Origin of the sequence: Halomonas jincaotanensis, from assembly GCF_018448785.1 — a bacterium.
In the GTDB taxonomy this organism is placed as follows: Bacteria; Pseudomonadota; Gammaproteobacteria; order Pseudomonadales; family Halomonadaceae; genus Halomonas; species Halomonas jincaotanensis.
Genome location: NZ_JAHCLU010000012.1, coordinates 42,136 through 57,842, shown reverse-complemented (window position 1 = coordinate 57,842; position 15,707 = coordinate 42,136). Strand labels below are relative to the sequence as shown.

At 64.6% G+C, this 15,707-nt stretch carries 13 protein-coding genes; 4 read left to right on the top strand and 9 right to left on the bottom strand.

Annotated elements, in window-relative coordinates; all coding sequences use genetic code 11:
* Nucleotides 1-30: 30 nt before the first annotated feature.
* From KG088_RS11785 to pgi, 6 genes are read right to left on the bottom strand one after another with little or no spacing between them, the layout of a single operon-like run.
* Nucleotides 31-906, bottom strand: a complete 876-nt coding sequence (locus KG088_RS11785; RefSeq protein ID WP_213825726.1) for an ion transporter — start codon at nucleotides 904-906, stop codon at nucleotides 31-33.
* Entirely contained in the window at nucleotides 903-2,129 is a 1,227-nt protein-coding gene (serB, locus tag KG088_RS11780) for a phosphoserine phosphatase SerB (RefSeq protein ID WP_213825725.1), read from the bottom strand. Before serB ends, KG088_RS11785 begins: the two co-directional genes overlap by 4 nt.
* Nucleotides 2,126-4,378: a DNA topoisomerase IV subunit A gene (gene parC / locus KG088_RS11775; protein ID WP_213825724.1), complete on the bottom strand. Its 2,253-nt coding sequence runs from the start codon at nucleotides 4,376-4,378 to the stop codon at nucleotides 2,126-2,128. The genes serB and parC overlap by 4 nt, the downstream gene beginning before the upstream one ends.
* 13 nt (nucleotides 4,379-4,391) lie before the next feature.
* A complete protein-coding gene (gene parE, locus KG088_RS11770; protein ID WP_213825723.1) occupies nucleotides 4,392-6,272 on the bottom strand; it encodes a DNA topoisomerase IV subunit B in 1,881 nt (626 codons plus the stop codon).
* Nucleotides 6,269-6,907, bottom strand: a complete 639-nt coding sequence (locus KG088_RS11765; RefSeq protein WP_213825722.1) for a YqiA/YcfP family alpha/beta fold hydrolase — start codon at nucleotides 6,905-6,907, stop codon at nucleotides 6,269-6,271. Before KG088_RS11765 ends, parE begins: the two co-directional genes overlap by 4 nt.
* Nucleotides 6,908-6,935: 28 nt before the next feature.
* Entirely contained in the window at nucleotides 6,936-8,609 is a 1,674-nt protein-coding gene (gene pgi / locus KG088_RS11760) for a glucose-6-phosphate isomerase (protein ID WP_213825721.1), read from the bottom strand.
* Between the two features lie 86 nt (nucleotides 8,610-8,695).
* Here pgi and cmoA point away from each other — a divergent pair, with 86 nt between their 5' ends.
* The 4 genes from cmoA (at nucleotide 8,696) to KG088_RS11740 (ending at nucleotide 12,277) form a co-directional block, all read left to right on the top strand.
* Nucleotides 8,696-9,436: a carboxy-S-adenosyl-L-methionine synthase CmoA gene (gene cmoA, locus KG088_RS11755; RefSeq protein WP_213825720.1), complete on the top strand. Its 741-nt coding sequence runs from the start codon at nucleotides 8,696-8,698 to the stop codon at nucleotides 9,434-9,436.
* Between the two features lie 27 nt (nucleotides 9,437-9,463).
* Nucleotides 9,464-10,873: a phospholipase D-like domain-containing protein gene (locus KG088_RS11750; RefSeq protein WP_213825719.1), complete on the top strand. Its 1,410-nt coding sequence runs from the start codon at nucleotides 9,464-9,466 to the stop codon at nucleotides 10,871-10,873.
* A gap of 20 nt (nucleotides 10,874-10,893) precedes the next feature.
* Nucleotides 10,894-11,880 carry a tRNA 5-methoxyuridine(34)/uridine 5-oxyacetic acid(34) synthase CmoB gene (gene cmoB, locus KG088_RS11745; RefSeq protein ID WP_213825718.1) on the top strand — a complete coding sequence of 329 codons (987 nt, stop codon included), beginning with the start codon at nucleotides 10,894-10,896 and terminating at the stop codon, nucleotides 11,878-11,880.
* Nucleotides 11,881-12,040: 160 nt separating this feature from the next.
* Nucleotides 12,041-12,277 carry a hypothetical protein gene (locus KG088_RS11740; protein WP_213825717.1) on the top strand — a complete coding sequence of 79 codons (237 nt, stop codon included), beginning with the start codon at nucleotides 12,041-12,043 and terminating at the stop codon, nucleotides 12,275-12,277.
* A gap of 30 nt (nucleotides 12,278-12,307) precedes the next feature.
* On the opposite strand, the gene KG088_RS11735 is transcribed toward KG088_RS11740, so the two are convergent.
* The 3 genes from KG088_RS11735 to cysN form a co-directional block, all read right to left on the bottom strand.
* On the bottom strand, nucleotides 12,308-12,982 hold the full coding sequence (locus KG088_RS11735; RefSeq protein ID WP_213825716.1) for a zinc metallopeptidase: 675 nt from the start codon (nucleotides 12,980-12,982) through the stop codon (nucleotides 12,308-12,310).
* A gap of 82 nt (nucleotides 12,983-13,064) precedes the next feature.
* Nucleotides 13,065-14,195 carry an App1 family protein gene (locus KG088_RS11730; RefSeq protein WP_406565603.1) on the bottom strand — a complete coding sequence of 377 codons (1,131 nt, stop codon included), beginning with the start codon at nucleotides 14,193-14,195 and terminating at the stop codon, nucleotides 13,065-13,067.
* Between the two features lie 57 nt (nucleotides 14,196-14,252).
* Nucleotides 14,253-15,704 carry a sulfate adenylyltransferase subunit CysN gene (cysN, locus tag KG088_RS11725; RefSeq protein ID WP_213825715.1) on the bottom strand — a complete coding sequence of 484 codons (1,452 nt, stop codon included), beginning with the start codon at nucleotides 15,702-15,704 and terminating at the stop codon, nucleotides 14,253-14,255.
* Between the last annotated feature and the right edge of the window lie 3 nt (nucleotides 15,705-15,707).

The window sequence follows — 15,707 nt, the reverse complement described above, 5'->3', positions numbered from 1 at the left end:
GCCATATTGCCGCCTGTGATGATAGAACGATCAGCGATTCGTCTTGTCTGGTTCACCCTGAGCCGAAAGGTTCCGCTGCCTGTCGTGGCCTTCCAGCATCGCTTCCATGCGGGTGAGCTGGCTCTGCAACTCACGGACATCCTGGCGTAGCCCCTGCATCTCGGCGGCCTCGCCCTCCCCACTCTCGAGCTCCATCAACAGGTTCTCCTTCTGCATCACATCGAGCACGATACCGATCATCATGTTGAGAAAGACGAAAGCGGTGAGAAAGATGAAGGTAAGGAAGTAGATCCAGGCGTAGGGGTAGTGCTCCATGGTCGGGTAGAGCACGGCCGTGGCCCAACTCTCGAAGGTGGCCACCTGGAATAGCGTCAGCATGGCCAGCGAGATGTTGCCCCAAAGCTTCTCGTCCACGCTGGCGAACAGGAAGCTGCCGATGGCACCGTAGATGTAGAAAATGATAAACATCAGCAGCGCCACATACCCCATACGGGGAATCGACTTGAACAGCGCCGTGATCAGCATTCGCAACTCAGGAATCATCGAGACCAGGCGCAACACCCGAAAGATGCGCAGCAGGCGCGCCAGCAATACCATCTCTGAGTCGTCCAGGGGAACCAGACTGGCAGTCACGATCAGGAAGTCGAAGACGTTCCACCCGCGCCGGAAGAAGTCGCGCAGGCGCTTTTCCGCCCCCATGCGTATCAGGATCTCGATCAGGAAGAAGACCGTGATCGCGACATCCATGACCAGCAGCCACTGCTGGAAACGGTTAGTCTCCTCATAGGTCTTGGCGCCGATCAGCAGCGCCGAGATCACAATGATGGTGATCACCGTCAGCTCGAAGAACTTGTTGGCACGCAGCCGCTCGAAGCGCTCGCGCCAGGTGTCGAAGGTCGCGCTCACGCCTCGGGCTCCTCCAGGTCGACCTGGCGATAACCGATAAGATAGAGCACCGCGTCGAGTCCCAAGGTGGAGATCGATTGGCGGGCCTGGCGGCGCACCAGGGGCTTGGCACGAAAGGCGATGCCCAGCCCGGCCGCAGCCAGCATCTTGAGGTCGTTGGCGCCGTCGCCCACGGCAATGGTCTGCTCCATGGCGAGCCCCTCGCGCGCGGCGATCTCGCGCAGCAGCTCAACCTTGCGGTCGGCGTCGATGATTGGCTCATGAACCTCACCGGTGACCTTGCCATTCACGATCACCAACTCGTTGGCGTGTATCTCATCGAAACCGAGCCGCTCCTGCAAGTGGCGGGCGAAATAGGTGAAGCCCCCCGAGAGAATCGCCGTGCGGTATCCCAGACGCTTGAGATGCTTCATCAGCCGCTCGACGCCATCCATCAGCGGCAACCGCTCGGCGATCTCGGCCAGCACCGCTTCATCGAGACCCTTGAGCATGCGCATGCGCTCGCGAAAGCTCTGCTGGAAATCCAGCTCGCCACGCATGGCCCGCTCGGTGATCGCGGCGACCTCGTCGCCCACGCCGTGACAGCGCGCCAGCTCGTCGATCACCTCGGCCTGAATCAGGGTGGAGTCCATGTCGAAGCAGACCAGGCGACGATGACGCCGCCAGATGGAATCTTCCTGAATGGCGATATCCACACCGTGCATGGCGCCCAGGGCAAGCGCCTTCTCGCGCAGGGCATCGAGGTCGACCTCCTCGCCACGCAGCCAGCATTCGACGCAGGAGCCCTGGATCCGGTGATCGCAAGGCACGCCACCGTCGAGCGGCTCTCGCCCGGAGAGGCGATGGATCAGCTCCACGGTCAGCCCGTACTCACCCGTCAGCGCCCCCACCTCGGCAAGAATGCCCGCCGGCAGGTGCGGCGCCAGCAGCGTCAGGATCAAGCGCGGCTGGCTCGCCTGCACGCTCCAGCGCTGATAGTCCTCGGCACTGACTTGAATCGCCTGAAACTCCAGCCCCAGGCTGTCACCGGTCGCGGCTAAGGCCCGCTCCAGATCGATGTCCTGATCGAGCCCGACCAATGCCTCAAGAGACATCACACCAAAGGTCACGCTCTGGTTGATGTCGAGCAGCCTGGCGCCACTCCTGGCCAGCGCCCTGCCCAATTCAGCGAGTTGGCCGGGGCGCGCCGTACCGGTGGCGCGAATCAGCAATCGTCGGGTCATGTCAGCACCTCGAGCCTGTCGACTTTCTGCAGTCCGCGCGGCAGCTTGCTGCCACGCCGCCCGCGTTCTCCGCGATAATAGTCCAGGTCGCTGTCCTTGAGGGTCAACTTGCGCTTGCCGGCGTGGACCACCAGGGACGCGCCTGCCGGCAAGATCACCAGGTCGCGGACAAATTCCTCGCGGCGGGCCGCGCGGGCGCCGGGGATGTCGATTATCTTGATGCCCTTGCCCTTGGTCATCTCGGGCAATTGCTCGATAGCGAATATCAGCAGGCGTCCTTCATTGGAAATCGCCGCCACACAGGCCCCATCGGTGTCGGGGATAGCACGCGGCGGCAATACATTGCAGCCCTTGGGCACGCTCAGCGCCGCCTTGCCCGACTTGTTCTTGCCCACCAGCTCCTCGAGCCGGGTAGCGAAGCCATAGCCGCCATCGGAGGCGAGCAGGAAACGACTGGTGGGCGGTGCCAGCATCACACCGGCCATATGCGCCCCGGCCACTACGTTGACGCGGCTGGTCACGGGTTCCCCTTGGCCGCGAGCGCTGGGCAGGTTGTGCGCGGTCAGCGTATAGGCACGGCCGGTATCGTCGAGCAGCACCAGCGGCTGGTTGGTCTTGCCCCGGGCCACCAGCGCGAAGCGGTCCCCCGCCTTGTAGGAGAGCCCGGCGGGATCGATCTCGTGCCCCTTGGCGCTACGAATCCAGCCCTTCTCGGAGATCACCACCGTGACCGGGTCGGCACCGACCAGTTCGACCTCGGAGAGCGCACGCGCCTCCTCACGCTCGACGAGCGGCGAGCGGCGGGCGTCGCCGTGCTCCTTGCCGGCCGCACGTAGCTCCTTTTCGATAAGGTTGGTGAGCTTGGCTTCGCTGCCCAGCAGCGCCTGGAGGGATTTCCGCTCAGCTTCCAGCGCGTCCTGCTCGCCGCGGATCTTCATTTCCTCGAGCTTGGCCAGATGGCGCAGCCGCAATTCCAGTATCGCCTCGGCCTGACGATCACTGAGCTCGAACGCCTCGATCAACGCCGCCTTGGGCTCGTCCTCCTCGCGAATAATGCGGATGACTTCGTCGAGGTTGAGGTAGGCGGCCAGCAGCCCCTCGAGAATATGCAGGCGGTCCTCGACCTTGCCCAGGCGGTGCTCGAGACGCCGGCGTACCGTGGTGCGCCGGAATTTCAGCCACTCGCCGAGCATGTCCGGCAGCGGCATGACCCGCGGGCGGCCATCGAGGCCGATGACGTTCATGTTGACGCGGATGTTCTTCTCGAGGTCGGTGGTGGCAAACAGATGCGCCATCAAGGCCTCGATGTCGACCCGATTGGAGCGCGGCTCGATCAAAAGGCGGGTCGGCTCCTCGTGGGTCGACTCGTCGCGCAGGTCGGCCACCATCGGCAATTTCTTGGCCTGCATCTGCGTGGCGATCTGTTCGAGCACCTTGGAACCGCTGACCTGATAGGGCAGCGCGGTGACCACGATGCTGCCCTCCTCCATCACGTAGCGGGCGCGCAGCTTCACCGAGCCGCGGCCACTCTCGTAGAGTTTGCGCAGGTCGCTGCGCGACGTGATGATCTCCGCCTCGGTGGGAAAGTCCGGCGCCGGCACACACTCGATCAACTCGGCGACTGTCGCTTCGGGATGGCGCAGCAGATGACAGGTGGCCTCGACCACCTCACTGACGTTATGCGGCGGGATGTCCGTGGCCATGCCCACCGCAATGCCGGTGCCGCCATTGAGCAGCACATGGGGCAGCCGCGCCGGCAGTACCACCGGCTCGTTCATGGTGCCGTCGAAGTTGGGGGTCCAGTCCACCGTGCCCTGGCCGAGCTCGGCGAGTAGCACCTCGGCAAACTTCGACAGCCGCGCCTCGGTGTAGCGCATGGCGGCAAACGACTTGGGGTCGTCGGGACTGCCCCAGTTGCCCTGGCCGTCCACCAGCGGGTAGCGATAGCTGAAAGGCTGGGCCATCAGCACCATGGCCTCGTAGCAGGCGCTGTCGCCGTGCGGATGGAACTTGCCCAGCACGTCGCCGACGGTACGCGCCGACTTCTTGTACTTGGCATTGGCGGACAGCGCCAGCTCGCGCATGGCGTAAACAATGCGCCGCTGTACCGGCTTCATGCCGTCGCCAATGTGCGGTAGTGCCCGGTCGAGAATCACGTACATCGAGTAGTCGAGGTACGCCTTCTCGGAATACTCGCGCAACGAAAGGCGTTCGACATCGCCTTCCGCCACCTGGATATCCATGGTCATTCAGTGAACCCTTTCATACGTCGATGTCGGCGAGGTTGCCATAGTCTTCAAGCCAGCTCTTGCGATCGGCAGAGCGCTTCTTGGCCAGCAGCATGTCCATCATCTCCATGGTGCCGTCGTCGACCTCGCGGGTGAGCTGTACCAGGCGGCGGGTTTCTACCGCCATGGTGGTTTCGCGAAGCTGTAGCGGGCTCATTTCACCCAGCCCCTTGAAGCGCTGAACGTTCACGGTGCCGCGCTTGCCCTCGAGCTTGCGCAGGATCGCCGCCTTCTCGCTCTCATCCAGGGCGTAGTGCACTTCCTTGCCCAGGTCGATGCGATACAGCGGTGGCATGGCCACGTAGACATGCCCGGCATCGACCAGGGACGGAAAATGGCGCACGAAGAGCGCGCACAGCAGCGTGGCGATATGCAGACCGTCGGAATCGGCGTCAGCGAGGATGCAGATCTTGTGGTAGCGCAGCTTGGTGAGATCGTTGCTGCCTGGGTCCATGCCCACCGCCACGGCGATGTCATGAACCTCCTGGGAACCGTAGATATCGTGGGATTCCACCTCCCAGGTATTGAGGATCTTGCCGCGCAGCGGCAGGATCGCCTGGGTCTCGCGATTGCGCGCCTGCTTGGCGCTGCCGCCGGCCGAGTCGCCCTCGACCAGGAAGAGCTCGCCGGCGGCCGGGTCCTGGCCCGAGCAATCGGCCAGCTTGCCGGGCAGCGCCGGCCCGCTGGTGATCTTCTTGCGGGCGACCTTCTTGGCGCTTTTCTGGCGACGCTGAGCGGCGTTGATCACCAGCTCGGCAAGCGCCTCGGCCTGGTCCACGTGGTGGTTCAGCCACAGCGAGAAGGCGTCCTTGACCACCCCGGAGACGAACCCTGCCACGGTGCGCGACGAGAGCCGCTCCTTGGTCTGGCCGGCGAACTGGGGGTCGAGCATCTTCACCGATAGCACATAGGCAACCTTTTCCCAAAGATCCTCGGCGGTGAGCTTGACGCCCCGCGGCAACAGGCTTCGGTACTCGCAGAACTCGCGCAGCGCATCGAGCATGCCGGATCGAAAGCCGTTGACATGGGTGCCGCCCTGGGGCGTGGGAATCAGGTTGACGTAGCTTTCGAGCAGCGGCTCGCCCCCTTCGGGCAGCCACTGGATCGCCCAATCCACGCCGTGTTCGTCATCGGCGAAGTGGCCGATGAAGGGCGAGTCCGGCAGCACCTCATAGCCATCGGTCGCCTGGGCCAGGTAATCGCGCAGCCCATCGGCATATTGCCAGACGTTCTCGCCACCATCGGTCTCCACCAGAATAACCTTGAGCCCCGGGCAGAGTACCGCCTTGGCACGCAGCAAGTGCTTCAGGTGTCCCAGTGACAGCTTGGGGCTATCGAAATAACTCGTCTCGGGCCAGAAGCGCAGTATCGTGCCGGTGGCGCGCTTGGGTGCACTGCCGACGATATCAAGATCGGCGGCCTTCTCGCCATATTCAAAGGCCATGCCGTGGCGGTTGCCGTCGCGCAGCACTTCCACTTCGAGCCGCCGCGACAGGGCGTTGACCACCGAGACGCCGACGCCGTGCAGTCCCCCGGAGAAGCGGTAGCTCGATTGAGAAAACTTCCCGCCGGCGTGCAGCCGCGTCATGATCAATTCCACCCCCGACAGGCCGTGTTCAGGATGCATGTCGATGGGCATCCCACGGCCGTCATCGGTCACCTCGATGCCGCCGTCCTCAAACAGCCGCACGCTGATCTCGCCCGCATGGCCCGCCAGCGCCTCGTCGACGCTGTTGTCGACGACCTCCTGGACCAGGTGATTGGGGCGACTGGTGTCGGTGTACATGCCGGGGCGCTTGCGCACCGGCTCGAGGCCAGAGAGGACTTCAATGGAGCTGGCACTGTATTGTGTCATGCGTCGTCGATGTCCAGTTGAGTGATACGTTCAGGTGCCAAGCAGTGGCCACCATGAGCGAAAATCGCCGGGAGATACCCCCCCAGGGCGTCGAAACCATGGTTTCCGCCGGGATGCAGGATAGTGCGCGACTCCCGGTAGCAATGGAATGCCTCGCGGGGATCGAGCGTCTCGTCGGCGGTGCCGAGCAGCACCAGATAGCGCGATGGCGAAACCCGTTCGGGGGCCAGCGCCGCGAGCTCGTCGATATGGGTATCGGTCACGCTGAAGGACTCGCCGGTGTAAGGGTTGGCAAACGCCGTCCCCACCCAGTCGGTTACCAGTTGCGCCGGCGCCACCGCCGGGTTGATCAATACCGCTCGCAAGCTGTGGCGCTCGGCCAGACACGTGGCCAGAAAACCGCCCATCGAGCTACCGACGACCAGCGGCGCCGCGCCCAGGCCGGCAAGCCGTGCCTCGGCCAGGGCGAGCGCCGCCGCAGGACGATGCGGCAGTTGCGGCGACTCGCAGACGATCCCCAGCGCGGCGCAGGCCGCGCGTACCAGCCCTGCCTTGGGCGAGGCGCTGCCGCTGTTGAACCCATGCAAGTAGAGAACGCCGCTGGCGGTTTGCGCCGTCAGCAAAGGACTCAGCATAACCCAACCCCTGTACAAACAGCCAGCCTCATCGCGACGCCTGCTCGGCCGCCCAGACCGCCTCGATCAGGGCGCGCGTGGACTCGTCCATGGCCTCCAGCCCTTCATGGTGCTCGAGGATGTGCTGGGTTTCGCCGGCGATCTGCTTGCCGAGCTCCACCCCCCACTGGTCGAAGGGATTGATGTCCCAGATGGTCGCCTGGACGAACACCTTGTGCTCGTAGAGCGCGATCAGGGCGCCCAGGGTCGCTGGCGTGAGGCGATCGAGCAACAGCGTGCTGGAGGGCTGGTTGCCGCGGTAGCGCTTGTGGCCGGGTCTCGGCCCGTCGTCGGCGATGGCGTCGTCGCCCAGCATCAGCACCCGCGACTGCGCGAAGCAGTTGGCGAGCGACAGACGATGCTGGCCCATCAGGTGGTGGCGTGTCGCCTCGTCGGTGACGTCGTCGTAGCGCACCAGGGGCGCGATGAAGTCGCACTCGACGGCCTGGGTGCCCTGGTGAAGTAGCTGGTAGAAGGCGTGCTGGGCATTGGGCCCGAGCTGGCCCCAGAGCACCGGGCAAGTGGAATAGCTCACCTTGTCACCGTCGTGCGTTACCGACTTGCCGTTGGATTCCATCTCCAGCTGTTCGAGGTAGGCGGCGAAGTACTCGAGCCGACCATCGTAAGGCAGGATCGAGTGGGCGCGGATATCCAGGAAGTTGACGTTCCAGATGCCTGCCAACGCCAGCAGGACCGGTAGATTGTCAGCGAGCGGTGCCTCACGGAAGTGACGATCCATGGCATGGGCCCCGGCAAGCAGTTCGCGGAAGCGCGCCATGCCTACCACCAGCGCGATGGGCAGGCCGATGCAGCCCCATAGCGAATAGCGGCCACCCACCCATTCCCAGAACTCCAGCTGGTGGGCATCGGCGATGCCCCACTCGCCCATCTTCTCGGGGCTCGCCGAGACGCCGATGAAATGCTGACGCATCACCAGGGCGTCATCGACGCCCTCCTCGATGCCCAGGCGTGCCATCAGCCAGTCACGGGCGGTGCGCGCATTGGAGAGGGTGTCGATGGTGGTGAAGGACTTGGACGAGAGCACGAAGAGCGTTGTCTCGGGGTTGAGCCTGGCCAGGTAATCGGCGAGTTGGGAGCCGTCCATGGTCGAGGCGAAGTGAACCTCGATCTTGTGGACGCCCTGGAGCCGATAGTCCGATAGCGCATGGGTCACCATCAACGGCCCGAGATCGGACCCGCCGACGCCGAGATTGACCACGTGGCCAATCGCCCGGCCGGTGGCACCGCGCCACTGACCGGCATGAAAGCTCTCGACCATCGAGGCCATGCGATCCAGGCTGGCATGTACCGAGGGCACCAGATCGATTCCTTCCACGCGCAACGAAACTTCCGGCGGCAGTCGCAGGGCGGTGTGCAGGGCAGGTCGATCCTCGCTGCGATTGACTCGCTCACCATCGAGCAGGGCGCGGATGGCCTCCGGCAGCTGGGCTTCGCGGGCCAGGTCGAGCAACAGCTCCAGGGTCTCGTCGCTCCAGCGCTGCTTGGAAAGATCCAGGGTCAATCCAGCGGCCCGGTGGGTGAAGGCCGAATGCCGACCTGGCCGAGCCGTGAACAGCTCGCGCAGATGCGTGCCGCGCATCTGCTGGGCATGCGCCGATAGGGCGCGCCACGCATCTTGCTGGTCAATGGAAAGTCGTGTCATGCCTGCCTCCTGGACGTCCTGTCGTGCAGCCGGGGCCGGCGAGGCGTAGAATACGCCCCTTTCCGCACGTTTTTCCGGCTAATCCCATGAATGACGCATCTTACCGTGACGCGATCTTTTCGACACCCCTCGACCGGGTGGCGAGCTTTTCCTTCGACGAGCAAGTCGTGGCCTGCTTCCCCGACATGATCCGCCGGTCGGTGCCGGGCTACGGCCAGATACTGGGCATGCTGGGCCTGATCGCCCGGCGCCACCTGCGCCACGGCGCCCATATCTACGACCTCGGATGCTCCCTGGGGGCCGGAGGACTAGCGCTGGCCGGGACGCTTTCGCCGGGCGATTTTCGCTACACCGGGGTGGATCTGTCGCCGGCAATGGTAAGCCAGGCGCGCGAGACGCTGGCCGCAGAGTATCCGGACCACCACCTCACGGTCGTCGAGGGCGATATCCGCACCTTCGACTTTCGGCCCTCGGGGATGATCCTGCTCAACTTCACCCTACAGTTTCTCGCCCCCGGTGACCGTCAAGCCGTAATCGAAAAGCTCTACGAGGCGTTGGAACCCGGTGGCGTACTGGTGCTCTCGGAGAAGATCGTCGATGCCGACGAGGCCGACAACGCCTGGCGAGTGGAGCGCTACCATGACTTCAAGCGCGCCAATGGCTACAGCGATATGGAGATCAGCCAGAAGCGCACCGCCCTCGAGAACGTACTGCAGCCCGATACCCTGGCGGCTCACCACGGCCGCCTCGCCCGGGCAGGCTTCGCGCGCTCACTGACCTGGTTCCAGTACCTGAATTTCGCCTCGCTTGTCGCCTTCAAGGAGTGAGCCGCACCGGCGAGGCCGGGAGGGTATATGAGTGCATGGCTCATCGGCCTGTTGATGGCGGCCGCCAGCGCCTGGTTGACCACCGTCTGGTGGCACGGCCGCAAGCCGTTGCCCCCGGGACTGCACGTGGCTGCCCCCTGGCGCCCGGCCGCAGGCGTCGGGCTGCTGCTCGACGAGACCTTCCTCGACGCCCGCGGCCGGTGGTGCCATCGCCGGGCGATCTTCGCCGAGTGGCGACGGATGATCGCCCAGGCTCGCCGCCTGGTGGTGATCGATCTCTTCCTGCTCGACGACGGCCCGCTCGGCCGCTCGCTGTGCCGAGCCCTGATCCGCCGAAAGGTTCAGGTGCCGGAGCTTGAGGTGCTGGTGCTGGTGGACCCCATCAACCACTGCTATGGCGGGCGCCCTGCCCCCCAGCTCGAGGCGCTGCGTCGGGCCGGGGTGCGGGTCACCACCTGCGACCTGTCGCTAGGGCACGACCCCAACCCCGCCTGGACGGCCCTATGGCGCGGCCTGTTCCGCCCGCTGGGCAACACCACCCGAGGCGGCTGGCTGCCCGACCCCCTGGGCCCGGGACGTGTCACCCTGCGCAGCTACCTGGCGCTACTCAACCTCAACGCCAACCACCGCAAGACCCTGGTGGTGGACAATGGCGACGGCTGGCGAGCGGTGGTGAGCTCGGCCAATGCCGACTCGTCCAGCCACGACTACCGCAATGCCGCCCTGCGCCTGGCCGGCCCGGCCGCCCTGGACCTGCTGAACAGCGAGCTGTCCCTGGCACGCCACTCCGGCCTCACCACCCCGCTGCCGTGCTGTCCGGCGCCGCCTCACGACGCTGCCATCGCTGCCCTGCCCCGGCTGCGGTTGCTCACCGAGGGCGCCATCCGCGACGCCCTGCTAACCATCCTCGACGGCGCCCGTCCCGGCGAGACGCTCGAGCTGTGCGCCTATTACCTGGCCCACCGAGGGGTGATCCGAACACTGCTCGATGCCCACCGGCGCGGCGTGACGCTACACCTGCTGCTCGACCCCAACGACTGCCACTTCGGACGTGAAAGCCCTGGCATCCCCAATCGCCAGACGGCCCGGGAGTTGGCCCGCGCGGGGCTGGCCATCCGCTGGTGCGGTGACGCCCGGGCCCATGCCCACGGCAAGTGGTTGCTGCGCCATGGCGGCGCGCGCCCCGCCACCCTGCTGATCGGCTCGGCCAATCTCAGCCGGCGCAGCCTCGACGACCACAACTTCGAGGCCAACATCCAGCTCGAGGCCGCCACCGACCACCCGGTGATTCGCCAGGCGGGGGAAAGCTTCGCCCGCTACTGGCATAATCGCCACGGCGAAATCCACAGCCGCCCCTTCAGCGCCTACAACGACGCCACGGCATGGCGCTACTGGCGCTACCGCCTGATGGAGGCCAGCGGCTGGTCCACCTTCTAGTGACGCCTGCCCGGAGTCCCATGACCGCACCCCACCGAGATCTCTACCACGCCGTCATCGACCAGGGCCTGGACACCTGGCTAGCCCGTCTGCCCGAGCAAATCGCCCGCGGCCTGGATCGCCGACGCTACGGCGACCTGCCCGCCTGGGAGAAGGCGGTGGCCAAGCTGCCGTCGCTGCCCGCCGAGCGCCGGGTGTACCTGGACGCCGACCAGGTGGCGGTCGACCTGACGATGAGCGACAGCCAGCGTCGCCAGTGCGAGAACCTGCTGAAGACGCTCATGCCGTGGCGCAAGGGCCCCTTCCGGCTGGCCGGCATTCACATCGATAGCGAATGGCGCTCCGACTGGAAATGGCAGCGCGTGACGCCACATCTGGCCCGCCTCGAGGGGCGGCGGATTCTCGACGTGGGGGGTGGCAATGGCTATCACGCCTGGCGCATGGCGGGGGCTGGCGCTGCCTTCGTGCTGGTGATCGACCCGTCACCGCGCTTCTTCTGGCAGTTCCAGGCGGTGCGCCACTTCGTCGGCAACGCCGATGGCCACCGCACCCACTTCCTGCCGGTGGGCATCGAGGACGTGCCCGAGAGACTCGCCTTCTTCGACACGGTGTTTTCCATGGGTGTGCTTTACCATCGCCCCTCGCCGCTTGAGCACCTGCTGCAACTCAAGGAGGCGCTGCGGCCCGGCGGCGAACTGGTGCTGGAGACCCTGGTGGTCACCGGCAACGCCACCACGGTGCTGCTGCCCGGCAGCCGCTATGCCGCCATGCCCAACGTCTATTTTCTGCCTTCCTCCGCCGCCCTTTGCCAATGGCTCGAGCGCTGCGGGTTCGAAAATGTGCGAGTGGTAGATGAGGCAGTAACCACCACAGAGGAGCAGCGCGCGACCGAGTGGATGACCTTTCAGTCACTCGCCGACTTCCTCGACCCAGAGGACTCGACGAGAACCCGCGAAGGCTATCCCGCCCCGAGACGGGCAGTAGTCATCGCCACCCGGCCGAGGTGATACCCGTGTCGCCAACCAAGAGCGGGCAGACCGCGGAACCCGATACTGCAGGCCGACATTGCTGCCGACCAGTGGGGCTCTATAATGAGTGACAGCAAGGTGCCAAAGCTTCGGACATTGCCGGCATCCCTCATTCTCAGCATCACTTCGGGAGACGTGCATGCAAGATCCCAGGACCGTGGTCAAGAAGGAGCAGCGCAAGAGTCTGTTGATACTCATGATCATGGCGATCTACAGCCTCCTTTTCGGTGTCGCGATTGTCATCGGCCTGAGCCGTGGCAATCCCCAGATGGCATCCAATGCTGGCTGGATCATGATCGGCATCGGCATCCTGAGCATCGTCCTCTATGTCTCGGCCCGCCGCCGTGGCAACAAGCACAACAAGCCCCAGTCCTGAGCCGAATTCGAAGCGAGACAGGCTTTTGCGTCAACGCCGCAATATCGCCAGCCACCGGCCCAGGTTCAGCAGGCTCGCCAACGAGGCCGCCACGTAGGTAAAGGCGCAGGCGGTCAATACATGCCGGGCACCGGGCATATCGTAGGGCGGGATATACTCCTTCAGGAGTGGCAGCGCCCGCTGGAAACTGGCGTCGAACTCCACCGGTAAGGTGACCAGGTGTACCAGCGCCGCGGTACCGAAGCTTGCCACCGCTGCCAGCAGTACGATGAGTATGCCGCCCGGCGTGCGCGTCAGCAGAAGCAGTACGGGAGCGGCCATCATCAATAGGCTGCCGAGCTTCTCCGCCTGCTGGGCCACCCGGACCAGCCGGGTTCGCGCCAGCAATGGGGTATAGCCGCGATGATGCTGGATCGCGTGTCCCACCTCATGCGCCGCCACCGTCACGGCCGTCAGCGAGCGGCCCTCGAAATGCTGACGGGAAAGACGGACGCGCCGCGCCAGAGGATCGTAATGATCGCCCCGTTCGTTAAGCTCTACCTTTACCCCTTCGATACCCATTCGTGCCAGCAGGTGCTCGGCAAGCTCGCCGCCACTCCCGGGATAGTCGTCCCGCGGTCCGGCATGACGGTCGAGGACCCACCTCGCCCAGAGATTGGGTAGGAGAAAGATGGCCAACAGCAGGACGAGCACTAACACCATCATGACGGGCACCTGCGCCAGGCGGCCTGAGGCCGGGTATTGGTGGGGAGCTCTTCTCTGTAAGAGACAACTCAAGCCGAATCGTTCAAGACGTCTCGTTCTCGCTGTCGGCGATGTCGCGGCGAACGGCATCCACGCCGTAGGAGGAGATATAGCCCTTGGCGTGCGCATGATCGGCCATCAGGGTGCTGTCGGCGGCCAGCACCAGCTCGCAGCGGGTATGGCGAATCTGGTCGCGAAGTTGCTGGATGGCACGCTCGCGGCCCGGCTTGTCGTCCACGCGACGAATGTAGATCGCCTCGATGCGGTCAGGGTTCGCTTCGACGATCCGGGTGTAGACCTCCGGGTCGTGCTGACCGCTGTCACCGATCAGGATACAAGGCACATCCTCGAACAAGGCCAGCATGCGGTCAATCAGGTCGCGCTTGTGATCTTCGGCGCGACGCGGCCAGGGGTGGCGCAGGGATAACCCCCACTCGCGCATGAACAGGATCGGGCCAACGGGAATGCGGTTGAGCTGGAAGAAGGTTTCCAAGACTTCGTATATCGCCCAGGGGCCGCGCGACACATAGATGATCGGCCGCTGCGCCTGCTCATCCGCGCCGCGATGCAGCGCCTGGTAAAGCGATGCCACGCCGGGGAAGGCAGTACGCCGGTGGGGTTTCTCGACGAACAGCCGATACAGCATGCCCAGCTTGTCGGCGACCCCCGTGAACATGACCGTGTCGTCAATATCGCTGATCACCAGCATGTCCGTCTCCGGCGTCGGTACGAACACCTCGACCACGGCGCGGACGGGTGTCTCGTTTTCCGCCGTGACATAGAGCTCAGCCCGATGCCATGAGGTATCCATGGGCAAGGCGTTGGTGAGGGGTAAGTGAGCATCGAAATAACCGTCACGATCCGTCGTCACGGTGATGCTGTTGTCGCCGAGCCGTATCAGCACACTGGCGTTGGCGTATCCGCGGCGGGCAATGCGACGCACGACATCGGCGGTATCGCGGAGCATACCGCGGCGGGGAATCACGCGAGCGAGCCGCACCTGGCGGAACACGCGACCCATCAGGAACACCTGCTTTCGAGAGCCGTATCCTCGATACGGGTTGACCATTATGCCGCCACGCCCGTAATCGCGTTTCATGGGCTTGGCGAGGGTACGCGCCAGCCGCTTGACGAAGACCAGGCCATGACGAATGGGCGCGCTAAGGCGTTTCATGCTGCGCAACGGCTCCTTGAGACATCCCGATTGTCTTCAACCCGTATCGCGGAGGAATTATGGACCCCGACCGAGCAGCTCGCGAACATCCCTGGCTTCCCAGTGTGGGAAGTACTTGCGCACCAGGGCGTTCAGCTCTACCTCAAAGGCGGCCCAGTCGACCTCGCCCGCCTCCGGGGTGGTCTCGCCCGCGGCCACAGCACGGATCATTCCCGCACCCACGGTGACGTTGGTCAGGCGGTCGATGACGATGAAACTGCCGGTACCGGGGCTAACGGTATAGTTATCCAGCGGCACCTCAGCGGTCAATGCCACCCGGCAGCGTGCAATGGCATTGAGTTCGAGACGTTCGACCTCGTGACGCTCCAGCGAATTGACGTCAATCTGGTACTGGATCGTGCTGACCTGGCCGGCCACCGAACGTCCCGCGAGGCGGATATCGACCTGGCGACCGGGGGTCAGCGCTTCCTCGTGCATCCATACGATATCGGCCTCGAAGGCGCTCGAAAGCGACACCTCGGCATCCTCGGCCACCAGCCAGTCGCCCCGCGAGATATCAACGTCGTCGGCCAGAGTCACCGTGACGGCCTGTCCCGGCCAGGCGGCCTCGAGATCTCCATCGAAGGTGACAATTCGCTCGATCGTCGAGATCTTGCCGGAAGGCAGCACCTTGATTGCCTGCCCCGAGCGCAGCACGCCCGCCGCCAAGGTCCCCGCGTAGCCGCGGAAATCCAGGTTGGGGCGATTGACGTACTGCACCGGCAAGCGCAGGTCGTCGAGGTTGCGGTCACGGCTGATCTCAACGCTTTCCAGCAGCTCGAGCAGTGGGGGACCGGGGTTTCCCTCGACACGGTACCAACTCATGGCGTCGCTCGGGTTGACCACGTTATCGCCCTTCAGCGCCGACATCGGCACGAAGCGTAGGTCACGCGCCGAGAGCTGCTCGGCGAAGCGCCGGTAATCGGCGACGATCTCGTCGAAGCGCGCCTGCGAGTACTCGACCAGGTCCATCTTGTTAACCGCGATCACCAAGTGCTGGATGCCCAGCAGGTCGGCGATGAAGCTGTGCCGACGCGTCTGGGTCTGCACGCCATAGCGCGCATCGATCAGGATGATGGCGAGACTCGCCGTGGAGGCGCCGGTCGCCATGTTGCGTGTGTACTGCTCGTGCCCCGGGGTATCGGCGATGATGAACTTGCGCTTATCGGTAGAAAAGAAGCGGTACGCCACATCAATGGTGATGCCTTGCTCGCGCTCAGACTGCAGGCCGTCGACCAGCAACGCCAGGTCGACGGCCTCGCCGGTGGTGCCGCTGGTCTTGGAGGCCTGGGTGATCGCCGCGAGCTGGTCGTCGAAGATCATCTTCGAGTCGTGGAGCAGGCGCCCGATCAGCGTCGACTTGCCGTCGTCGACGCTGCCGCAGGTGATGAAGCGCAGCAGGTCCTTGTTCTCGTGCTCATGCAGGTACTGCTCGATATTATCGGCGATCAGATTCGATTGATGTGACATCTG